We start from the raw sequence: 23,692 nt of genomic DNA, 5'->3' as shown, positions 1-23,692 counted from the left end.
CATAAATAAGGAGAAGCTTATGTCTTTATATGAAACTTTCGATATTTTCAATGATAGGATGGAAAGGATAGGAACTGCGAGTCGGCAGGAGGCACATCTTCAAGGTTTATGGCATCAAACATTCCATTGTTGGGTGTATAGAGATATTAGAGGACATGGTCCAAGCCTATTGTTTCAATTACGTGATGCTGAGAAAGATACCTATCCTAATCTACTTGATATTTCTTGTGCCGGTCATTTGTTAACTGGGGAGAGTGCTGTGGATGGATTAAGAGAGCTGAAAGAAGAACTTGGACTTGACGTCTTATATCCTGATTTACGTTCATGTGGCATCTTTATTGAGGATAATACGATAACAGAGACTCTGATTGATCGTGAATTTTGTCATGTGTATACCTATGAATGTTCTAGGGATGTATCTGAATATGAATTTCAGACAAGTGAGGTTTCGGGTCTCTACTTCATTCCGATCCATCATTTCCAACAGCTTATTCAAGGAGAGATAGATTCAGTATTAGCAGAAGGGATCTCACTGAATAAGAGTACGGGAGAACGGTACGAAGAGAAAAAGGCTGTCACCATAAGCGATTTCGTTCCACATCCGAAAGCTTATTATGACTTGATTATAAGTGAAATTCAGAGCTTATGAGTAGGTTTATTAATGATGTTACCCCAAATGAATATAAACGGATTTCAATATAGATGAAGTAAGTTGTGAAAGCCAGTAACGGAGTAACAGAGGGCACATATTTTTGTGCATCGTATCGATTGAGAATTATTATCATTTATTGTGATTTGAAACACAAACCCAACTCCCCATCTTCATTAATATAAGGGTAAGTCCTAGATCATACGATCTGAACAAGAGAAGTAAAAGTCCTTATTACGAAATGGAGAGTTCAACTATGGAAAAGAAAGAATTGCAACTCGCAAAAGAATATAATCAAGATAAATTCACCAAACGCATTCTGTTTAAGAGTGGAGAGAGCGTTGTTTTTGTACTAAATTTCATGCCGGGACAAGAATTACCTACACACCAACATCCAGGAACAGCCGTATTTATTCTAGTGCTTGAAGGAACTGGAACGGTAACGGTAAATGGCGAAGAATCCTTCTTAATAAAGGATGATGTTATTTCTTGTGAAGGAGACGAGCATTTCTCATTCAAAAATACAGGAAGTACTCCGACTAGTCTCTATGTTGTTCTTAGTAAAATTCCCAATGAAGACTATGCACAGAATGTATAATCATAATTCATTGTGATCGATTATCATAATAAAGAGGAAAGAGCCTCTATGACTCTTTCCTCTTTATTATTGTATGATGATCCTTTAACCGGGTTCAATGGTGTGCTATAAGATGTTAGCGCTGACCAATAGTTGAATCCGTTTTGCCTTGAATTTCTACGAGTTTCATCAGGGTAGTTGCAGCTTGAGCTTTGGTCACTTTTTGTTGTGGATGAAATGCACCATTCTCACTTTCCATTAGACCAAGATGGAGGACAAGTGCAACAACCCCTTTATTAGTGATCGCTGCAGCATCACTAAGTTGGTTGATAGAAGTATCTTCACCTAGATAAGTTGCCAACTTACTATAGTTCACAATAGAAGATAACATGACAGCTAATTGTTCCCGAGTCAATTCTTTAGCAGGTTGGAAAGTTGTATTCTTCTCGATCCACTTACTATCCACGGCATAGTTTACTACATTATAAAAGGAATTGTCTGGTTCAATGCCTGCAACGACTTTTTGTTCCACTCCACTATAATAGCTCTGGTAATAAGGGGTTATGGACTTAACCAGCATAGTAAGCCATTCACCTTCGGCGATCACTTGATCGGGGGATAACTTACCCTCTGAATTTGGCGAAATAATGCCATACTCAACAAGCGTAGTAAGTGCCTTTTCGGCTGAGTGTCCTTTAATATCCGTTGGGACAATTGAGGATACCCGTTGTCCTAAAACTTCATATGGGGTAACCCATTTGCGAGTGACTGCATCTAAGACTTGAGAAGATGTAGAAATATCGCTCGGTGTTGGTGTATACACCAGTCGTATCTCTCTTTTGGAATCTGCACTGGAGCTATAATAGGGTCCTCCATAGGTTGAATATTGCAATTTCATGTTTGAATATTGTTTGCGATAGGCTTCTATCGCTTCTGTCTTCGTGACTGTGATGGCGGGAGTTTCTTTTAATTTCTCTAATCCTGTTGAACGGTTCGTATTATAGGATTGAAGTCTACCATAGTTATCGAAAGTAATGGTTAAGTTTTCACTGACGGGTGTTCCTTTGTAAAAACGTTGGAATTCATATCGATATTGGTTACCATTGATGCTCCAAGCATCTTCATGATTGATTAACTTCAATTCAGTACTGGCATTAGGGTACAATTTGTTGACGAGGTTAATAGCCTTCTGTTTGGCTGATTCTTTCGTCAATTTTGTCAATCCGGGAGGAGGCGTTACATCTTTATTCGAACTGCTGGATTCAAAGGTGTTATTTTGAAATTGTGTTATTTCGCCAGTGTCTGCATTAATGTCAGCATAAGTATGTGCAAAGAAACCATTATTTGAATTATTAGATCCCCAATTTAAGGTCCATAACTGTTGTTCAGAATTCGAATAACTGGGATGAAAATATGAATTCTGTACTACATGGTCCGCAGGAAGTATGGCTACTGCCAGTACTAGCTTGGTGGCTTCTTCAGCAGTTAGTTGATCTTTCATGTTGCGTGGTTTAAAACGATCTTTGGTTTGAGGGATATCTGAATATGTGATAGGTGTGGGAGAGATGTAGGTACCTTCATGGGATATTCTCTTACCCGTAATAGCATCGATAGCATAGGTTGAATAATCGACGGGACGGTAGCCTAGAATCCAATCCGTAGTCCGTCCATTCATTTGAATTGGAATATAGAACAGGCTAACATCTAAGTCATCGTTGAACTGTTTATCCGCTTCAATTTGAGTTATTTTAGCTGTTGAGGTCGGATACGTTAAGTTGTCGGAGGGCTTTGAGAACTGCACGATATTTCCATTAGCATCAATAACTACACTAATACTTTCAGCTTGAGTGGGAATACCATTCTTCAAAGTTGTGAAATAAAATGAATATTGCAGAGGACCAAAGAGAGCACTACTTTGGAAACTTGAGTTATAATCCTCTAAATGAAGGTCTGATAGTGATATGGATGTAGCAGCCTTTGCAATAAAAGCCTTAGCTTCTATTAATGCTTCTTCTTTAGATAGTTTAGGAGGATAATAGGCAATATTCTCATTGTTGTTCGGTAAGGAGATGTATACATTGATTAAGTCCCCTGTCATCGCATCTACAGAAGTACTAAAACCGTGAATAGAATTCCCATCCTGGTAGTTCCATTGAATATCCCAGACCATCTGGTTCTCAGGGAGGGGGAAGCTGTGGTTATTCCCTAATGTGATCGAGGATGTTGTAGTATCCTTAAGGATGGGAAATAGCAACTTGATCTTTTTAACAGCATCTTCCTTCGAGAATTTAGCCTTTGTGGGATCTGGTGTGACAGAGCCAGGCGCTGTAACTTCTCCAGCAGCGATGGCTAATTTTATCTGATCAGAAGAAAGCGATACGGTTGTAGATGAACTACCCTCAGCTGCAAACACTAGGCTTTGAGGCAGAAGAAGCGAACAGGTCACGGCGCTTACAAGTACTACTTTAACCATTGGATACTTTAATGAATGAGTTTTTCTTTTCAACAAGAGATATCATCCTTTCATAGTTAAATCTTCCAAATAATTATAGTTTAAATTGGTTAATAATACCAACCATAATCCACTTTTAAATATACTATGAGATTACGAAATTATACATGATGTGAAATATTAATATGAACCACTGAATCTTTTCTTCTTTAGTTAAATAGAATTCTAGATGATATATTTGTGGTGATAACCTGTAAAATAATAAGAAAGTTAAATTTAAACCATTTTTTATGACATTTTGCCGCGATAATTTATTATAATAGAAATGAAGTTCGTATAAGAAAGGATGGCAGATACATATGAAATTTAATGAATATCATTATGAACGACCTGAAACGCAGGTCATCGAACAGCAGTTCAAGGCCTTAATAAGTGAATTTATTAGTGCCGACAGTTTTGAACAACAAGATCAAGTGATGAGTGCCATTAACAAACTTCGTAGTGGGGTTGAGACGCAAGGAACATTGGCGTCCATTAGACATTCTGTGGACACCAATGATGAATTTTACAAGGCGGAGCAGGATTTCTACGATGAATTTGGGCCTGTTTTTCAGGAATATGTGACTGATTACTATCGTGCACTAGTCAATTCGAAGTTCAGAAGTGAACTAGAGAACAAATGGGGAGGACAACTGTTTCAGTTGGCAGAACTCTCATTAAAGACATTCAAACCAGAAATCATTGAAGATCTTCAATTGGAGAATAAGTTAACGACAGAATATTCACAACTTATTGCTTCAGCAAAAATCCCTTTTGAAGGGGAAGAACGAACGTTACCACAGTTGCAACCGTTTGAACAATCAACGGATCGTCAGATGAGACGTGCTGCTGCTGAAGCGAGATATACGTTCATGGCCGAGAATGAAGAGCAGTTCGATCGTATTTATGATGAATTAGTCAAAGTGCGCACGAAAATCGCAACAAAACTTGGGTTCGCCAATTACACGGAGTTGGGTTATGCCCGAATGAACCGTACTGATTACAATGCGGAAATGGTCGCGAATTTCAGGAATCAAGTGGAGGAATACATTGTTCCAGCTGCAACAAAGCTAAGAGCACGTCAGACTCGTCGTATCGAGGTGGATCAACTGGCTTATTATGATGAAGGATTTAGTTTCAAGACAGGGAATGCGATACCCAAAGGAGATCCGGATTGGATCATTGAGAATGGCGTGAAGATGTATCGTGAATTATCACCTGAAGTGAACGAATTCTTTACGTATATGGTTGATAATGGACTCATGGATCTTGTCAGCAAGAAAGGGAAACAAGGTGGGGGTTATTGCACATACTTAAGCGAATTTGGATCTCCGTTCATTTTCTCCAATTTCAATGGAACGTCAGGGGATATTGACGTCCTTACGCATGAAGCAGGGCATGCATTCCAAGTATATGAGAGCCGACATTATAGCATTCCAGAGTATAACTGGCCTACAAACGAAGCGTGCGAGATTCACTCGATGAGTATGGAATTCTTTACGTGGCCATGGATGGATCTATTCTTCAAGGAAGATGCAAATAAATACCGTTTCAACCATTTAGCTGAATCATTGTTGTTTATTCCTTACGGTGTAGCCGTTGATGAATTCCAACATTTCGTATACGACCATCCAGAGGCAACTCCAACGGAACGTAAGACTGCTTGGCGCGACATTGAGAAAAAGTATTTACCACATCGTAATTATGATGGAAATCATTATTTGGAAAGTGGCGCTTTCTGGCAGAAGCAATCTCATATTTTTCAAACACCATTTTATTATATCGATTATACCTTGGCACAAATCTGTGCATTCCAATTCTGGAAGAAGATGCATCAGGATTCAAAGTCAGCTTGGGCTGATTATTTGAAACTGTGTCAACAGGGAGGAAGTCAATCCTTCTTAGGCCTTGTTAAGGTAGCAGATCTTATTTCTCCATTCGATGATGGCTGTGTGGCATCGGTTATTGGTGATATTGAGAGCTGGTTAGATGGCGTGGAAGATAACAAGTTATAATCTGAATTAAGAGAATTGTATATTATGGGGAACCCACATATGGAAGCTGCATATGTGGGTTTATTATTGTGTTAGAAGGGAAAATAGGCTTGTGAACGATTGAAAAGAAATGAACGTTCTATCGTTAGGTTATTCGAGGGGTTCTGTAAGTTTGCAGATAGGTCAAGTAGTGCAGATTCTGCTATCATCTGTCTATAGGATCCCCAGGTTTCTTTATTGCTTTGAATGAAGACAAAGGCGTCCTCAATGGATAGACCTCTGAATGACCAATTTTAAATTTGGAAACTTCACTTGATTCAGATAAAGGGTCAGTTAATTTCAGCATACATCATTCTCCTATTATATGAGATTTACAGACAACACAAAGAGCCCGAAGTGGAGAATCTCTACTCTCGGGCTTTACGCACAGTTAATAAAACGAACTGTGGAGGCACATGAGGGTGGTTCTCTCTCAATTACGCTTACGGGGAGTTAGCTGTCGGATTCGGGCTTGAGAGTGCCCTACCTAGTGATTAAGCACTAGGATTCACCCCGTGAAACCATGATGATAGTTTCGGTTGGGTCCCCCGTTCCCCTTGAAGGGAATTAAGCGTTCGATTGGATCGTGTATATAGTAGTTGAGATGAATATACGCTGAGCAAGAAAGAAAGTAAAATCCAAAAAACAGACTTTAAATGCAACGATCTAGCTTGAAATGTACTTGGAAGCGATTTCAGTGGGGGCTGTCATTGATTCTCTATACGAATTCCTTGTAAATCTACTGTTCTTGCATTTTGGAAGAGAAATGGAGAAATAGAGTGGGGAGAATAGAAAATGAAAGAGAAGAGACGATTAGATTGACCAATACAACCAATCGTCCCTTATTTAGATGGTGATCACTATTTACAGAAGTTTTCATCGAGTGTATGATGTCACTTCTCACTTTTTTGATCATGAAAGGGGGGGTTAAGGATTCGTTTCTTGATAACGTATGGTGCGTAATTCATTCGTATCAGGATTAAATCTAATCGTTACTAAGACTCCAATTGTCTTATTATTTTTATTGAGAATCAATTTGAAGATTTCTTCCGTTGTATCGTCAGAGATCTTCTTGCTGCCTATATGGAGGTAATCCTTAACCGAAGCATTGTATTTCTTACTCGTCTCTTTCACTGCAATGCTGCCCCACTTGGCATATGAAGGTTCCGCTTGAATAATATCTGAGTTGAATAAGATGATCGATGCTGTCATCGTGATTACCAATAAATAGGCAAATTTTTGAGTGATGGTCATAGTCTGCGCCTCCTTCAACGTTTTAGAATCAGATATAATATTTGAAAATGGCACTCATTCTATTCATACAATGGAAGTCGCTTAAGAGGAGTAGTCTCTCATATATCAACTGAGCTGTGAATAATCTAGGAGCCCCTGTATTCAATAGAAGAAGTATCGGATTCACTGAAAAAACGGATGACCATTTACTAAGCACATGTTTCTAGATAGGATACTTATGACCCATGTTTTGTAAAAAAAATATGTCGAGATAAGTACCTGTTATATGTATTATAAGTGTGGAAATGTGCTTTTTATTTTGATAGAGGAGGTTTCTATTTGCAATTACTAAAGCGATTACATCCTTCAAAGTGGCTTAGCAATCAATTGATTCGCAAAAAGATTATGTTTATCTATATGCCCCTAATTATTGTACCTTTATTTATTTTAGGTTTTGTTTCGTATCACGTCTATACAGAAGCTATCGTCAAGAAGACAGAGGAAAGCATCTCAGACAAATCCACATTGATTATTACGCTCGTCAATGGCATGCTGACGAACACGGAGAGCGCTGCGAATATGTTGACGTTGAACCTAAATAAGGTCATCGTCGAGGAGCGAGTTGATAGAGTTGATCAAGTATCCGATTTACAACTTTACACGCAAATTACGAACCAGCTAAGCTATGCTCTACTCGTTTTCCCAGACGTGGAGTCGGTGGCTTTTATCAATAAGAATAATCAGGTCTATGGTTCTTCACTTGCGATGGAGAGAAATGCGGAGATGCTACGGGATAATGAGATGATACATAGATTGGAGAATTCGAATGGTTCTAATATTTGGTTCCCTATGGAACGACGAAATTACTTGGTTACAAGCCCGGAAGAGCCGGTTCTCACACTGGGTAAACGCATCGTAAACATAAATACAGGTGAGCAGCTAGGCTATCTAATCCTGAATGTCCGAGAAAGTACCTTGTCAGATATCTATCGAAATATAGGTTCTATTCAAGCGGGATCGTTTATTATATCCGACTCGGCAGGTTTTGTGGTCTCGGCTTTGGAAGTGGACAAGGTGCTTCTTCCGTTGCAAGAAGGATCATTAAGAGATTGGGTGTTGGGACCTCAACAGCCCAATGTCATTCAGCGATCGCCTGAAGGAAGAATGCTGCTGGTAAGCACCGATATTAGAAAACTAGATTGGAAGCTGATCTCCTTGGTGCCTTACGATAGATTAACCGAAGATACGGGAAAGATTACCCGCTTAATCATTCTCATTGGTTTCATTTGTTTGTTGTTTGCTATTCTTGGAGCAGGATTGCTATCCAAATGGATCGCCAGCCCGATCATCAGTCTCTCACGGCACATGAAGCATGTTAATGAAGGGAATCTGGATCAACACCTTCAAATTAACTCAAGAGACGAAATCGGGATACTAGCCTCAGGATTCAATATGATGATGAATAGGGTTAAGGAGTTACTCATGAATATTAGTGTTGAGCAAAGAAAAAAAAGAGAGTATGAACTTGCCCTCATTCAGGCACAGATGAAGCCGCATTTTCTGTACAACACACTTGATGTTATCTATACGCTGTCAGAGATGGGGAGGGTGCGTGATGTGCAGCGAACGACGAAGGCGCTTGCTGACTTCTACAGAGTTGCTCTAAGCAATGGAAGGGATCAGATTACTCTCCAGGAAGAGCTCAATAGCGTGCAAGATTATTTAGCTATTCAACGGATTCGCTATTCTGATGTGTTTAATTTCAAGATCGACATCCAGCCTGAGATTCTATCCTGCATCATTCCTAAACTTGCGATTCAACCACTTGTGGAAAATGCGATTTATCACGGACTTAAGACGAAAGGGTCTTTTGGTGAGTTGGAGATTACCGGATGGAAAGAGGCTGACAAGGTCATTCTGAAGGTGAAGGACGATGGAGTAGGAATACCTGAAGAACGATTGTATTCTCTGATAACTGCAATGAAGGATCAAGAGAAACCGATTGGCTATGGGCTCAGTAGTGTGCATGAACGAATCAGGCTATATTTTGGAGAAGAGTATGGGTTGCATATCACAAGCATATTGGGGAACGGCACAGAGATCACAATTGAGATTCCTTACCAGATTCAGTTAGGAGAAATCGTATATGCAAAAAATAATGGTTGTTGATGATGAGGCTATCTTCCGTGAGTATTTGCGTGGGGTGTTAGACTGGGAGACTCTTGGTTTCGAGATTAATGTAGAGGCAAGGAATGGACTTGAGGCACTGGAACTCTGCAGTAAGCACCCTGTGGACATTGCGCTTGTTGATATAACGATGCCCTTCATGGATGGATTGGAGTTAACTGAGAAGCTGAAAGAGCAGTATCCTGGGATAAGCATAGTACTTATTACAGGTCATAATGAATTTGACTATGCAAGAAGAGCCGTCAGACTTGGTGTAGAAGACTACATTTTAAAGCCATTTTCAAAGGATGAGTTATTGTTGACTCTCTTGAAGTTACAGAGGGTGCATCAGAAAACACAAGTTGAGAATCTTACACTTAAGGAGAATAACCAGATGATGAAGGAAAGTCTCCTCAATCAACTGATTAGTAAGGAATATAATCTTACGGATGATGATGTCATGAAACGCCTTGCCCATTTCAATATTCACGTTCAGAACCCGTGTTTTATTGTCGCCTGTATCGAGATTGATCATATGGATCGTAAGTGGGAGAAAGTAAGTGAACGTCTTCTGATGAAATACGCCGTTACGAATATCTTGAATGAGGCCCTTGAAGAGAGTTGGAATCATGATATCTTCAACGGACCTGAGGGGCGAATTGTATGTTTGGTCGAGCATACGAATAATCTTACAAATATCACACCTCCTTTGGAAGGATACAAGAAGCTAGGTACATTAATTAAAAAGTACTTAAATTTCACAATTACAGTTGGCGTTGGCCGTAGTAAAGAGGGATTTAAAGGCATCTCCAGTTCCTATAAAGAAGCACTTGAGGCGCTCCAAAACAAGTTTGTACTCGGTCATGACCGGGTCATAGCATATGGATCCTCCTTGACAGAGATTGGGAAGCAAGCATTCTATCCTAATGAGGTAAATGAAGAGTTACTCATGGAGCTGCGTATGAGAAATGCCGAACGAGTTCAGCAAATATTGGATGGTGTATTTGAATCTATTCGTGCAAGACGACTATCAATTGATTATGTGTATGTGATTTGTATGGGTCTTATTGCAGTGAATCTGTCTTATATTACAGAGCTAGGACATCCCATTGAGGACTGCTTTGGAGAAAATTTCTTTCCATATAGTGAAATTCATAAGTTTGAATCGGCTGATATGACATTTGAGTGGATCAAGCAATTATTTGACGTGGTCATCCAATATACGAGTAAGTATAAGAATACAAGATCCTCAAAAATTTCTCAGTCCGCCAAGTCATATATTGAGCAATGCTATACCGATCATGAGCTCCAGCTGGAGCATGTAGCAAAGCACGTATTTATTAATGCAAGTTATCTTCGTGCAGTGTTCAAGAAAGAATATGGAATGACGGTAAGCGACTACGTTACACAGTATCGGATGAAGAAAGCGAAGGAAATCCTAGGGCAAGGTGGAACACGCCTGTCTAACATCGCAGAGATGGTTGGGTATAGTGATGCTGGCTATTTTAGCAAGAGCTTTAAGAAATTCTATGGATATTCACCGAGTGAGTATGGAAAAACGCGAAGTTAGTGGATATTTCTGCGCAGATAGTACCAAAAGTAAGCAGTTTTTTCATTATCATGAATAGTGACAATCTCTATACTTAAGGTAGTAAGTCATATTTGAAAGGGGTAATAAAATGAAGAAACTCGCAATGGGGTTGGTAAGTCTAAGCCTAATATTTGTAAGCGCTTGCGGTTCAGCAGGTAGTGCAGCAAATGAACCAGCTAAGACAACACCAGTTGCCAAGGAAGAAGCAAAGGCTACAGAAGAGGCGACGACTGCACCGCTAGAGGCTGTCAAACTTCGTATTTATGCCCAATATTCTGACGATGACACAAAACTTCCTTATGATTACGCTGTTGCAGAATTAAAGAAAGAAATGCCGAATGTTGAATTGGAGTTAGAAGTTCAGGCTCAAGATGATGGACAGAAGATCAAAACGTATGCAGCAACCGGAAATCTTCCAGATATTTATCAAGCGAATATGAATATTATTAATACCTTTAAGAAATCTGGAAACATATTGATGCTTGACGATTACACTGATCTGTACGATTTTAAAGACAAAATGTTCGAGAGCACTATGAATACGTTGATTACCGATGACGGACATGTGTACGCCTTTCCATATGCAGGCAATGAATTTATGCTTCTATACTATAATAAAGAGCTATTCGAGAAAAATAATGTAGCACTTCCTACCACCTATGATGAACTCATGACTGCAGTTGAAACCTTTAATAAAGTAGGAATAACACCACTGGCGTTATTCGCTAAAGAGAAGTGGCCAACGGTTGCCCTTTACGATATGTTCGCTACACGAGTTGACCCGGGTGGTATTCTGAAGCTACAAAGCGGTGAAGCAAGTCCAAGTGACCCAGCATACAAGCAAGCAGCGGAAGAAATAATCAAACTAGTCAAAGCGGGTCTGCTACCCAAAGGTGCAACCAACCTAAATTATGATCAAGCAGCTTCATTGTTCTATGAAGGGAAGTCCGCAATGTTCTTTAATGGTCAGTGGGAGATAGCTACCTCAACTGAAAAACTTGGTGATAAAGTGGGATGGATGTACTTCCCTGGTGTCGATGCAGCATCCTATGAGCAAAACAAATATGCCTTTATTGGAGGAGGAGGACCTGCTGGTTACGCCGTCAATCCGGATACTAAAGATCCCGAACTTGCAGCCAAAGTAGCAGCGTTCATCTCTCTGAAATATGCTGAGTACAAATACACTGAGCGTGGTCAACCGATGGTTGCAACGAAGGTTGATAAAGCTATTGTTATGGAATATCCGCCAATGATGACGCAGCTTACTGAAGATGTCGCTAAGATAACAAGCACCACTGCATTCGACTGGGGCTTGTCCGATGCTAAATTCAAGGCCGCTATTGAAGATGCTACGCAAAGTTTGATGACCGGTGGCTACAGTGTTGAGCAATTCATTAAAGATGTAAGTAAGGCAATTCCACAGACTAAGTAGCCAGTGATATGAAATAGAACTCGCTCAAGGTAATGATCGAGCGGGTTCTATCTGTATTATATGTCAATTCTTGAATTGGATTGAGACTCGTAAGGGATGTGAAGACATGAAGAAATTCCTGGGTAATAAGGTAGCCATAACATTATTTACGCTACCTGCTCTCATTGTATATACAATTATGGTAATGTATCCACTTGTGCAAACCTTTTTTCGGAGTTTGTATCAGTGGGATGGACTTACAGCGGGAACCTTTATATGGTTTGATAACTACAAGGAACTGCTTGAGGATAGTGTATTTCACACCTCTGTTTATAATGGACTTATTTTTGCAGCCATCATTACTATTACTCAGATTTGTATTGGATCAATTCTTGCGTTTGCTGTAGCGCATGGCAAGTATAAAGGACGTAAAATTCTCAGGGTTAGTTATTTTATCCCGGTTGTTTTATCGATTACGGTAGTCTGTCAATTATGGTTGTCCATCTACAACAGTGAATACGGCTTGCTGAATAAGGTATTTGGTATCTTGGGACTTGATTATCAGCAAGACTGGTTATCGAACGGGAAGTCAGCAATTATCGCGATTGCTTTCGTCAATGCATGGCAATACATGGGCTACCATTTTGCCTTATTACTTGCAGGGGTCAGGTCTGTACCGGAACAATACATGGAGGCCGCTCGAATTGATGGTGCGAACAAATTCCAGGCCATCACAAAAGTCATGATTCCAATGATGTCGGAAACGTATAAGTTCTGTCTGATCTTTGCCGTCACGGGAGGCCTCAATGCTTTTGCAAATATGTATATTATGACCAGCGGTGGACCAGGAACTTCTACCTACACGCTTACCTACCTGATGTACCGCTCTGCCTTCCGTGTTGGAGAGTTCGGTTATGGTAGCGCTGCAGCAGCAGTGTTGGTCATCGAATGTCTGCTTGCAACACTCATTATTAACCGCCTGGTTGCCAGGGAACGAATCTCCTACTAAAGGAAGTGTGTAATTATGATCTGGTTTACAAAGCTGTTAAAAGGTAAATGGCTTCTTACGTGCTTTATGTGGCTGTATGCTCTTTTGTCAGTCTATCCATTGCTATGGATGATCTTTTACTCTCTCAAGAATAATGATGAGATTTTTGTAACCAATCCATTTGGGTTTCCCACCCATCTGCGGTTTGAAAATTATGTGGATGCTTGGTCCAAATATAATGTTCCAGTCTATTTCATGAACAGTGTTATTGTAGCAACAGTGACGGTCGCTGGAGCAATTATTTTGTCTGTGATGTTCTCCTTTGCAGCGGCTCGAATGCAGTGGCGGTTGTGCGGGATTGCACATACCTATATCATGATCGGCATGTTCATACCAATACAGGTTATAATGATTCCACTAGCCATTATGGTTCGGGATTTGCATCTTGCTAATACGTATGGCGCGCTCATTGTTCCTTATATAGCTTTTAACTTGTCCTTTAGTTCTATTGTTTTTTATGGTTTTTTTCGTAGTATACCCATCGAATTGGAAGAGTCAGCTTGTATTGATGGAGCAAGTATTTATCGCACATTCTTCAGCATCATGTTACCTATAATCAAACCGGCACTCGCTACCATGGTCATCTTTATCTTTCTCAATTCATGGAACGAGTTTACAATGGCTGTTATTCTAATTTCTAATGAAAACCTGAAGACGTTACCATTGGGCTTACTGTTCTTCCAGGGAGAATTCACGACCAATTGGGGGGCTATGGGAGCAGCAATGACGATTGCCAGCTTGCCTACCGTGCTGATCTACATGCTATTCAGTGAACAAGTGGAAAATGCGCTTACTGTTGGTTCAGCGGTTAAGGGATAGATCAAAAGAGGAAGCAAATCAAACGTAGTTCAAGCTGATTAAACGAGACTTTTCACGAGTTCTATTTAACTTGTGGGAAGTCTATTTTTCTTATATCCAGATTTATCCTTAATGCTACTCCATTTGGTATAAGATGCTAGTAATTTGTAGAGAAAGCCTAGGCACAGGAAGTCATGTAGCTTGATATATATCAATTGACGGATATACTAGAGAGATATATTATATTAAATAATAAATACGCCGTTTTTTTTGCACTGAAACTTTAGCGCGTTGTATTATAACAGCGGTGAAGCATGTCTGTTTTAGTCGAATACTGTAGGCTGTTTTGAAATGAAAAGGGGGATTTGGGATGAAGAAGAAACTGTGGGTTTCACTTATGATGTCTGTCATCATGTTGACAGCGGTGGCATGTGGTAATAACTCGGCAAAAGAAACCAATGGCACGACGGGTACGGATGCAGGAAGTAATAATAGTGCGGATAAGAAATCGTATAAGATTGCTATTTCGCAAATTGTAGAGCACCCTTCATTGGATGCTACACGGGAAGGATTCTTGCAAGCCTTGAAGGATGCCGGAATAACAGATGGTGATAATCTAAAGGTTGACTACAATAATGCACAGAACGATCAGACGAATAACATGACGATTGCTCAGAAAATAAATTCAGAAGATGCCGATCTGGTTCTAGCGATTGCTACACCATCAGCACAAGCGGTGGTACAGCAGGTTAAGGATAAGAATATATTGTTTGCCTCGGTATCTGATCCGCTTGATGCAAAGATTGTAAGTAATCTAGAGAAACCTGGTGGTAAAATTTCAGGAGGATCAGATACTAACCCTGAAGCAACGACGAAATTGATGGACTTTGTTGCTGAAAGTTTCCCTGATATAAAAAGCGTTGGACTGGTCATTAATGAAGGTGAACCCAATGCCGTTATGATGTCTAAATTGGCAGAAGAGGCTCTTGCGAAACATGACATTAAGTTAGTAAAAGCAGCGATTACGAATACATCTGAGGTAAAACAAGCAACGGAATCCTTAATCGGTCGAGTGGATGCATTCTATATTACGCTTGATAATAGTGTCGTGAGTGGTGCAGATGTAATCATTCAAGTAGCGAACGAGAAGGATATTCCTTTCTTCTCAAGTGACCGAGATACCGTTGAGAAGGGCGCCTTTGCTACGGTAGGGTTTAAATATTTCGATCATGGTTATCAAGTTGGCCAGATGGCTGTAGAAATTTTGAAGAATGGCAAGAATCCAGGAGATATGCCCGTGGGTATGCAAGAGAAACTGGATCTTATCTTGAATTTAAAAGCAGCGAAGGAACAAGGAATCGAAGTGACGGATGATATGAAGGCGAAAGTACAAGATGCAGAGAACAATATTATCCAATAAGTATGTGAAAAAGGTTAAGACTTTGCTTGTGTAAGAATGATTTGGAGTGGCCGATGATTATCGTCCACTCCCTTTACGTCTAAGAGGAGGTAATCATAATGTCGATGGACTCATTGTTGGGTGCAGTTGAATCCGGATTGTTATATGCATTTATGGCACTCGGTGTCTACATGACATTTCGGATTTTGGATTTTCCTGATTTAACGGTAGATGGAAGCTTTACGACAGGGGCTGCTATTGCTGCTGTGATGATTAACAATGGGTATTCCCCTATTCTTGCTAGCCTATCGGGGTTTGCAGGTGGGCTACTTGCTGGCATGTGTACTGGACTATTGCATACGAAAGGTAAAATCAACGGACTTATGTCAGGAATTCTGATGATGATTGCACTGTACTCTATTAATATGAGAATTATGAATAAGCCTAATATTTCTGTATATGGTATGGAGACTCTGTTTACTTCAGCCAAACCACTTATCATGATACCGATTGTGGTTATTATCGTGTTGATGTTATTGAATCGGTTCTTGTACTCGGATCTGGGATTAGCTTTAAGAGCAACCGGAGATAATGAACGGATGATTCGAAGCTTCGGTTCGAACACAGATTTCACCAAGATTGTTGGGATCAGTTTGTCTAATGGACTGGTGGCACTCTCAGGAGCGCTCATTGCTCAACAATCTTCTTTCGCTGATATCAATGGTGGGGTAGGGATGATTGTTATTGGATTGGCTTCCGTTATTATTGGTGAAGCTGTGTTTGGAGCAAAGAATGTTATTCACCATACCATTTCTGTCGTTCTAGGTTCAATTGTCTATCGTATTGTGGTTGCTCTGGCACTTCGAGTAGAGTGGTTAGATGCCTCTGATATGAAGCTCATTACAGCGGTTATCGTTATTATCGCACTCGTACTTCCGTCTTCGCGACGTATATTGAAGCAGAAGAAAATGGCCAAAAGACGATCAGCCCAAATATTGAATAGCAGACCGGACAAAACGATTGGAGGTGGTGCATAATGCTTCAACTAAACCATGTAGCTAAATTGTTCAATCCAGCGACACCGGATGAGAAAATTGCTCTTTTTAATATACAATTACATTTGAAACCAGGAGACTTCGTGACAGTCATTGGAAGTAATGGAGCGGGTAAATCGACCTTAATGAATATTATTTCAGGCGTCATGAAGCCCGATACAGGTCAAGTGAGAATTGCAAATGAAGATATTACCCATGTGCCAGAATATCGTCGGAGTCGATGGATTGGTAGAGTCTTTCAAGATCCGATGGCAGGAACCGCACCACATATGACCATTGAGGAGAATCTCGCGATGGCTTATGCACGTGGTAAACAGCGTGGATTATCATTAGGAGTGAAGGGGAGCAAACGCTCTTTGTTCCGTGAACATCTGTCACTGCTTGGGATTGGCTTAGAAGAACGTCTCCATGCAAAAGTAGGAATGCTCTCAGGTGGTGAACGTCAAGCGTTGAGTCTGCTCATGGCAACATTCACGAATCCACAAATTTTGTTGCTCGATGAACATACAGCAGCACTAGATCCCGCTCGTGCGGAACTGATCACTCAGTTAACGGAGCGAATTGTACGTGAGAAGAACCTAACAACGTTAATGGTCACACATAATATGGAACAGGCCATACGTCTTGGAAATCGTCTTATTATGATGGACAGTGGTCGAATTATATTAGATATTAATGAACACCGCAAGAAAGACTTAACCGTTGAGCGATTGCTTGGAGAATTCGAACAAATAAGTGGACATAAACTGTCCGATGATCGTCTTGTATTAGGTTAAGATATCGCGACATAAGCTATAATCTCACACTCGAAGGGTGGGGGTTATAGCTTTTTAATTTTAGTTAAAGTCATTTAAGTCCCTCGATCGAAATAAGCTTAGGATGTCGTAATTGCCCTGCGGATGTGATCTCAAGGCCAGTAACCTGTGCGCGAAGCGGGGTGTTTAACCATAATACAGTCGACTTCCGTAACCCTTCTGGTAATACGTCAAAATAATATTGTAGCTTACCTGTAGCGGGCAACTTCCTTATTTGTTCTTTTAATGAATGATTTAGACCCGAGGAAATTCTACCAAAATACGCTCCATCTCTTCTCATAGCAAGGCTAGACAAGGCACCATCTTTCATTAAAATACCAACAATCTCTATATCCATCTGGATTGACGTCTTACACTTGAACCAGTCGTGATGATGTTTGCCTTCTCTGTAAGGACTAGTCACTTTTTTGGCAACGACGCCTTCTAATTGTTGTTCTACTACCCAATTCCACAGTACCGCTCCATCCCTAAAAGTATCTGTAGTGTAGAGAGGGTGTTTCCAACCTTTAGATAATTCTTTCAGGCGTTGATCACGTTCATCAAATGGGTGTTTTCTGAGGTCATGTTCTCCAGCTTGTAAAAGATCAAACACAATATAACTGACGGGCTCACGTTCGGCTGCTATGGTAATATGTTTGGTGTCACGCATTCTACCGCGTTTTTGCAAATGCTGAAAACTAGGTTTACCCGTAGTAGGATCTAATAATATCGCTTCTCCATCTAGAACATACTTTCCGTCCATGGCTGAAAGAGCTTGTACTAACTCCGGAAAAACTATATTTAGGGATAACATGTGTTTAGAGTAAATGTCTACTTTTCCGTTCTCAATATGTGCGATAACTCGATAACCATCCCATTTCAGTTGATAGATCCATTCCTCGCCAACCGGAAGTGTGGATTGAAGAATAGGGGACATGGGCGTAAAAGGTTTCATATGTCTGAACTCCTCACTTTAATACCTAATGTTGTGTCATCATCCAATAGTAAATTATTAACGGAAGTGAGTGTAGCTATACGAATGGTCTAGCGCGAAATTGTATGATATATTTCTAATGAAAATATAATTCACCTAAATAGGAGACCTCATATGTTCAAAAAAAATGCAATCATACTATTTCAAGGGGATTCAATTACCGACGGGAACCGTGGTCGTGATGAAGATCTAAATCATGCCATGGGTCATGGATACGCACATCTTATTGCAAGCCGTGTAGGGTATGATCAACCAGAGCAACAGTACACTTTCTTCAATCGAGGGATTAGTGGGAATCGGATCGTTGATCTGTATGGTCGTTGGCAAGAGGATACGTTAAATCTGAAACCAGATGTGTTAAGCATTCTTATTGGTGTAAATGATGTGGGCATGGAATTCTCTCAAGCATGTGGCGTGTCCGCAGCTAAGTATGAGAAGGTATATGCTAATCTAATTGAAGAAACGAAAGCCGAGTTACGTGATATTGAGATCGTTGTTTGCGAGCCGTTTATTTTACCGGTAGGTTATGTCAAGGAGAATTGGAAGTCGTGGTATGATGAAGTCTCGAAGAGACAAGAAGCGGCCAAAAGAATATCCGAAACCTATGGAACGATATATGTACCTCTACAAGAGGCTTTCAATGACGCATGTAGCCAAGCAGATGAATCATACTGGATATGGGATGGCGTGCATCCAACTCCTGCAGGTCACGAGCTTATTGCGAGACAATGGTTAGACACCGTGAAGAATAAGAAGTAAATAAGTCTACGTAAATCGCAGAAAAGGTGTGTCAGAGAATGCTACCTCTAACATACCTTTTTTCTGTAAAATACATTTAGAGACTACCGATGATCTCTTCGACGACAACGAACAAGTACATCTTCGCCGGGTCTCAAATTGATGACGCGGGTGTTTCTTCTCTCTTCGTCACGGCGGTGACGGCGACAACGGACAAGCACATCTTCGCCTCTTCTTAAGTTAATTGTACGATCAACTTTAGGCTTTACTTTCTGGTTCATAGGATCTCCTCCAATAAATATTATTTCTACTACAATCACAATATATGAGAATTCAAAAAGAAAGATTGGGTTTCTATGATTATTTAATATGTTGCGATTTAAAAGGATTGCATTAATTGATTCAAAAGTATTGACATGAGGATTCTCTCGTGAGAAAATGTACGCGCGTACATTAATGGTGATTGGAGGGCTTATTATCGCATCCCGCAAGGAAGTGGCTGATCTTGCCAATGTATCTGAAGCAACAGTATCCAGAGTTCTAAACAACGTAGGATCTATGAGAGAAGAGACAAGGCAAAGAGTATTGGATGCTGCTAAACAACTGAATTATATTCCAAGCGCACTGGCTAGAAATTTTGCTACAAGTAAAAGTGGGAATATAGGTGTTATCCTGCCTTATGTACCGAAGGTTAATTTGTTCTCGACCTATTTCTTCTCTGAAATTCTAAGTGGAATTGGGAGTGAATCACGCGAATTAGGGTATGATCTGTTGCTCTTGTTTCGACCACTAGATGATGTGATGAATTATACACAATTATTTCATACACATAAGGTGGATGCTCTCATTGTCTTAGGAGCAACGGATGATTCGGTAGAATTAGAAGCTTTGCAACGTTTAAAAGATGAAGGTAGACCTTTCTGCTTAATAAATCAACATGTGGATGGCGAAGAATTCAGTGAAGTGGATGCTACCCATGAGAAGGGGAGTTATGAAGCAGTAACTCACCTCATTCAACAAGGATATAGAAAAATCGCTTTTATCAATGGACCAACCGAATATTCCAATAGTCGTGATCGCTCCACAGGTTATCGTAAGGCGCTGCTTGACCATGGGATAGAGGTTAATGAATCCATATTGTTCACAGGTAACTTTAGTCGCAAAAGTGGGTATACTGCCGCATCGTCAGTCCATGCTAGGTTAAATGAAATTGATGCTATATTTGCCTCGAACGATCGGATGGCTATTGGCATGCAACAGGGTTTAAGAGATCTAGGCATACCGTGGAACGAACTTCCAGGGATGATAGGCTACGATGATTCGGATGCAGCTGAAATGACTACACCATCGTTGAGCAGTGTGAGCGTACCCTTTTTTCAAATGGGGAAAATTGCAGCAGAGAAACTGCTACAGCCTCTACGACAATCATCAGCAGAATTACATGAACATTTCCGTATTCAACTACCGACGGAACTCATTGTGAGGGAATCATCATCTCGTCGAATATATTCAAAGGGGGAATAAGAATGAAAGAGCTCCGTATTGGTATGGTAGGTTACAAATTTATGGGTAAGGCTCATAGTAATGCTTATCGTGCACTCCCAATGTTTTTTCCTGATACGAAGATCAAGCCCAAAATGTCAGTTATTTGTGGTCGTGATGAAGAAGGTGTGACACAGGCAGCGAAGCAATTTGGTTGGTCCGAGGTTGAGACTGATTGGCGGACGTTGGTTGAGCGCGAAGATATTGATCTGATTGATATTAATGCACCAAGTAATGTACATAAGGAAATTGCTTTGGCTGCAGCCCGTGCGGGTAAACATATTTTTTGTGAGAAACCACTAGCATTAACGCTTGCAGATTCTCGTGAAATGTTAGCGGTTGCTGAAGAGACTGGCATTAAACATATGATCGGTTTTAATTATCGTTTTACTCCAGCAATTCAGTTAGCTAAGAAGTTAATTGACAGTGGTCGATTAGGTGAACTTTATCATTTCCGAGCCTGGTTTCTGCAGGACTGGATTATAGATCCAACATTTCCGTTAGTATGGCGTCTTCAGAAAGAAATTGCAGGCTCAGGTTCCCACGGTGATCTAGGTGCGCATCTGATTGACTTCGCTCATTATTTAGTGGGGGATATGAAAGAAGTTATGGGCATGAGTGAGACTTTCATTCGTGAACGCCCACTCGCTAGTGAAATGACGGGATTAACTGCAAAAGGAAGTAGTGATGGACCCAAGGGTCAGGTCACGGTTGATGACGCTACGATATTCATGAGTCGTTTTGTAAACGGTACCATAGGAGTATTTGAATCCACTCGATTTGCTGCAGGGCATCGGAGTACGAATTCCTTCGAGATTAATGGGAGCAAAGGAAGTATTAAATTCGATTTCGAACGTATGAACGAACTGGAAGTCTATTTCACGGATGATGAAGAAGATGTACAAGGTTTCCGCCGTGTTCTCGCAACAGATCCTGCCCATGCGTATTCAGAAGCTTGGTGGCCAACAGGACATACCATCGGATTTGAACATACATTCACACATGAAATGTTGGAACTTATGAATGCCATCAATGAAGGACGACAACCTTCCCCGAATTTTAACGACGGAGTGAAATGTCAGGCCGTGCTAGAGGCAGTTGAACGTTCAGTAGAAGAGCGGCGCTGGGTGTCTATTTCAGAAATGTAAACTAAACCGGTGAGGAGTGTTTTATATGAAAAAGGCGTTGATCGTATGGGGTGGCTGGGATGGTCATGAACCAGAACAAGTGGCGCAATTATTCAAAGATATTCTAGAAAAGGAACAATTCGAAGTAGAAGTATCAGATACGTTGGAAGCGTATTCTGATCTAGATAAACTTATGAGCTTGGATCTAATTGTGCCCGTATGGACCATGGGTGAAATTAGAAATGAACTTGTAGATAATGTACTGGCAGCAGTAGAGAAGGGCGTTGGAATCGTAGGTTGTCATGGAGGCATGTGCGATTCCTTCCGTACCAACGTGAACTGGCAGTTCATGACTGGGGGGCAATGGGTAGCTCATCCAGGGAATGATGGCGTTGAATATATCGTTCATATGAAATATAGCTCGAGTATGTTATTGGAAGGTATAGAGGATTTCGAAGTTAAGAGTGAGCAGTATTATCTTCATGTGGATCCTGCAGTAGAAGTCTTAGCATCAACGATATTCCCGGTAGTAAAAGGACCGCATTCGACGAATGGAAGCGTTGAGATGCCTGTTGTGTGGACGAAGCGTTGGGGAAGTGGAAGAGTCTTCTACAATTCCTTAGGTCATCATGCAGATATTATCGAGATGCCGGAAGTGACAGAGATCATGCGTCGTGGGTTCCTATGGGCAGCAGAGGGTAGATCAATGGCTGAGTATCAGAATGGTGGTTCGGATTCAGTTCAAGGAAGTTCATACACAGGAATGGCAGATAGTAACTATTAAGCATTCAGGAGGGGAATCACAGAATGAATACAATCAATGTAGGGATTATCGGGTGTGGAAAGATCAGCAGTATTTATATGGAGAATTACAAGAAATTCGAGATCATTCATGTCGTGGCATGCGCTGATATTGATATACAACGAGCTCAGGAGCAAGCTTCTAAATATGGCATACCCAAAGCTTATTCCCCTGAAGAGTTGTTAGCTGATCCCGATATCCAGTTAGTCATTAATCTGACGATTCCTGCAGCCCATGCTTCAGTATGTTTGCAAGCGCTTGCGGCAGGTAAACATGTTTATGTGGAGAAGCCCCTGGCGGTTACACGCGAAGAAGGACAACGCGTATTACAAGTAGCGAAAGAAAAGGGGCTCCGTGTCGGATGTGCACCTGAAACATTCTATGGCGCGGGAATTCAAACAGCGTTACAATTATTGAACGATGGCGTGATCGGACGACCTATTGGTGCAACAGCATTTATGATGAGTGGTGGTCATGAAGGATGGCATCCTGATCCTGAGTTTTATTATCAGGCAGGAGGTGGACCCCTGTTCGATATGGGGCCGTATTATTTGACAGCACTTATACAATTGTTGGGCCCAATTAAACGAATTACCGGAATTACAGGTAAAGCGCTAGAGGAAAGAACCATTACAAGTGAGAAGAAGCAAGGTCTAATGATTCCGGTTGAGATCCCTACACATGTGGCTGGTGTAATGGAGTTCGAAGAGGGAGCGATAGGAACCCTCATTATGAGCTTTGATATATTTGGTGGAAGCAGTCTACCACCGATTGAGATCTATGGTACGAAGGGTACATTACAAGTACCCGATCCTAATCAATTCGGTGGAAGTGTTAAATATCGCTTGATGGGTGAATCGGAATGGATTGAACAACCTTTATTATTTGGTTATGAGGAGAACATAAGAGGTATTGCCGCTGCTGATATGGCCTACGCAATCCAAAGCGGACGTCCACATCGTGCAAGTGGTGAACTAGCTTATCATGTTCTGGAGGCGATGTGGGCGTTCCACGATGCTTCCGATGAACAGAAGCATTATGACATGCGTAGTACATGTTCAAGACCAAGTCCCATGTATAAAGATCTTGAACCTTTTACATTGGATCAATAAGTAGAATGCTATTAAATAAGAGCCTCATGACGGCATACCTGCCGTTATGGGGCTGTTCTAATGAATGGGTGCATGTATAAATAAAGGGCGATGAGATGTATTCTGAATATTTCTCAGATATAATTACAATCA

The 23,692-nt window shown here is 40.8% G+C and carries 20 protein-coding genes and 1 riboswitch; of the genes, 16 read left to right on the top strand and 4 right to left on the bottom strand.

What is annotated here, in order from left to right; all coding sequences use genetic code 11:
- The first annotated feature begins 19 nt into the window (after window positions 1–19).
- Window positions 20–649 (top strand): NUDIX hydrolase, encoded by a 630-nt coding sequence (locus AC1D69_RS10710; RefSeq protein WP_495456153.1) that lies wholly within the window; start codon window positions 20–22, stop codon window positions 647–649.
- 256 nt (window positions 650–905) lie between these two features.
- Entirely contained in the window at window positions 906–1,247 is a 342-nt protein-coding gene (locus AC1D69_RS10705; RefSeq protein WP_495456152.1) for a cupin domain-containing protein, read from the top strand.
- Between the two features lie 115 nt (window positions 1,248–1,362).
- Here AC1D69_RS10705 and AC1D69_RS10700 read toward each other — a convergent pair whose 3' ends face one another.
- Complete coding sequence (locus AC1D69_RS10700) at window positions 1,363–3,735, bottom strand: YcdB/YcdC domain-containing protein (protein WP_495456151.1); 2,373 nt, start codon at window positions 3,733–3,735, stop codon at window positions 1,363–1,365.
- A gap of 302 nt (window positions 3,736–4,037) precedes the next feature.
- On the opposite strand from AC1D69_RS10700, the gene AC1D69_RS10695 reads away from it, so the two are divergent.
- Window positions 4,038–5,732 carry a M3 family oligoendopeptidase gene (locus tag AC1D69_RS10695; RefSeq protein WP_495456150.1) on the top strand — a complete coding sequence of 565 codons (1,695 nt, stop codon included), beginning with the start codon at window positions 4,038–4,040 and terminating at the stop codon, window positions 5,730–5,732.
- 443 nt (window positions 5,733–6,175) lie between these two features.
- A riboswitch (cyclic di-AMP (ydaO/yuaA leader) is annotated at window positions 6,176–6,334 on the bottom strand.
- A gap of 343 nt (window positions 6,335–6,677) precedes the next feature.
- Here AC1D69_RS10695 and AC1D69_RS10690 read toward each other — a convergent pair.
- Window positions 6,678–7,004 (bottom strand): DUF3889 domain-containing protein, encoded by a 327-nt coding sequence (locus tag AC1D69_RS10690; protein ID WP_495456149.1) that lies wholly within the window; start codon window positions 7,002–7,004, stop codon window positions 6,678–6,680.
- Window positions 7,005–7,322: 318 nt separating this feature from the next.
- Between AC1D69_RS10690 and AC1D69_RS10685 the strand changes: the two genes are divergently transcribed.
- The 8 genes from AC1D69_RS10685 to AC1D69_RS10650 all read left to right on the top strand — a co-directional run bounded on the left by AC1D69_RS10685 (window position 7,323) and on the right by AC1D69_RS10650 (window position 17,227).
- A complete protein-coding gene (locus AC1D69_RS10685) occupies window positions 7,323–9,152 on the top strand; it encodes a sensor histidine kinase (protein WP_495456148.1) in 1,830 nt (609 codons plus the stop codon).
- Entirely contained in the window at window positions 9,130–10,719 is a 1,590-nt protein-coding gene (locus AC1D69_RS10680; protein ID WP_495456147.1) for a response regulator, read from the top strand. The genes AC1D69_RS10685 and AC1D69_RS10680 overlap by 23 nt, the downstream gene beginning before the upstream one ends.
- 109 nt (window positions 10,720–10,828) lie before the next feature.
- Window positions 10,829–12,172: an ABC transporter substrate-binding protein gene (locus tag AC1D69_RS10675; RefSeq protein WP_495456146.1), complete on the top strand. Its 1,344-nt coding sequence runs from the start codon at window positions 10,829–10,831 to the stop codon at window positions 12,170–12,172.
- A 106-nt stretch (window positions 12,173–12,278) separates the two neighbouring features.
- Window positions 12,279–13,160, top strand: a complete 882-nt coding sequence (locus tag AC1D69_RS10670) for a carbohydrate ABC transporter permease (protein ID WP_495456145.1) — start codon at window positions 12,279–12,281, stop codon at window positions 13,158–13,160.
- Window positions 13,161–13,175: 15 nt separating this feature from the next.
- Window positions 13,176–14,018: a carbohydrate ABC transporter permease gene (locus AC1D69_RS10665; protein WP_495456144.1), complete on the top strand. Its 843-nt coding sequence runs from the start codon at window positions 13,176–13,178 to the stop codon at window positions 14,016–14,018.
- 349 nt (window positions 14,019–14,367) lie between these two features.
- Window positions 14,368–15,417, top strand: a complete 1,050-nt coding sequence (locus AC1D69_RS10660) for an ABC transporter substrate-binding protein (RefSeq protein WP_495456143.1) — start codon at window positions 14,368–14,370, stop codon at window positions 15,415–15,417.
- 98 nt (window positions 15,418–15,515) lie between these two features.
- Window positions 15,516–16,433 carry an ABC transporter permease gene (locus AC1D69_RS10655; RefSeq protein ID WP_495456142.1) on the top strand — a complete coding sequence of 306 codons (918 nt, stop codon included), beginning with the start codon at window positions 15,516–15,518 and terminating at the stop codon, window positions 16,431–16,433.
- The gene (locus AC1D69_RS10650; RefSeq protein ID WP_495456141.1) at window positions 16,433–17,227 is read left to right on the top strand and encodes an ABC transporter ATP-binding protein; all 795 of its coding nucleotides are present in this window, start codon (window positions 16,433–16,435) and stop codon (window positions 17,225–17,227) included. Before AC1D69_RS10655 ends, AC1D69_RS10650 begins: the two co-directional genes overlap by 1 nt.
- A gap of 70 nt (window positions 17,228–17,297) precedes the next feature.
- Here AC1D69_RS10650 and AC1D69_RS10645 read toward each other — a convergent pair whose 3' ends face one another.
- Window positions 17,298–18,200, bottom strand: coding sequence for an ATP-dependent DNA ligase (locus tag AC1D69_RS10645; protein ID WP_495456140.1), 903 nt, complete (start codon window positions 18,198–18,200; stop codon window positions 17,298–17,300).
- 153 nt (window positions 18,201–18,353) lie between these two features.
- On the opposite strand from AC1D69_RS10645, the gene AC1D69_RS10640 reads away from it, so the two are divergent.
- Complete coding sequence (locus tag AC1D69_RS10640) at window positions 18,354–18,998, top strand: SGNH/GDSL hydrolase family protein (protein ID WP_495456139.1); 645 nt, start codon at window positions 18,354–18,356, stop codon at window positions 18,996–18,998.
- An 83-nt stretch (window positions 18,999–19,081) separates the two neighbouring features.
- Here AC1D69_RS10640 and AC1D69_RS10635 read toward each other — a convergent pair whose 3' ends face one another.
- Window positions 19,082–19,258: a hypothetical protein gene (locus tag AC1D69_RS10635; RefSeq protein ID WP_495456138.1), complete on the bottom strand. Its 177-nt coding sequence runs from the start codon at window positions 19,256–19,258 to the stop codon at window positions 19,082–19,084.
- A 157-nt stretch (window positions 19,259–19,415) separates the two neighbouring features.
- Between AC1D69_RS10635 and AC1D69_RS10630 the strand changes: the two genes are divergently transcribed.
- From AC1D69_RS10630 to AC1D69_RS10615, 4 genes are read left to right on the top strand one after another with little or no spacing between them, the layout of a single operon-like run.
- Window positions 19,416–20,501: a LacI family DNA-binding transcriptional regulator gene (locus tag AC1D69_RS10630; protein ID WP_495456137.1), complete on the top strand. Its 1,086-nt coding sequence runs from the start codon at window positions 19,416–19,418 to the stop codon at window positions 20,499–20,501.
- Window positions 20,502–20,503: 2 nt separating this feature from the next.
- The gene (locus AC1D69_RS10625) at window positions 20,504–21,667 is read left to right on the top strand and encodes a Gfo/Idh/MocA family protein (protein ID WP_495456136.1); all 1,164 of its coding nucleotides are present in this window, start codon (window positions 20,504–20,506) and stop codon (window positions 21,665–21,667) included.
- Window positions 21,668–21,692: 25 nt separating this feature from the next.
- Window positions 21,693–22,430, top strand: coding sequence for a ThuA domain-containing protein (locus AC1D69_RS10620; protein WP_495456135.1), 738 nt, complete (start codon window positions 21,693–21,695; stop codon window positions 22,428–22,430).
- Between the two features lie 23 nt (window positions 22,431–22,453).
- The gene (locus AC1D69_RS10615; protein WP_495456134.1) at window positions 22,454–23,560 is read left to right on the top strand and encodes a Gfo/Idh/MocA family protein; all 1,107 of its coding nucleotides are present in this window, start codon (window positions 22,454–22,456) and stop codon (window positions 23,558–23,560) included.
- Window positions 23,561–23,692: the final 132 nt, after the last annotated feature.

This window comes from Paenibacillus sp. Y301 (genome assembly GCF_059445505.1).
This window is presented reverse-complemented; position numbering and strand designations above follow the sequence as displayed.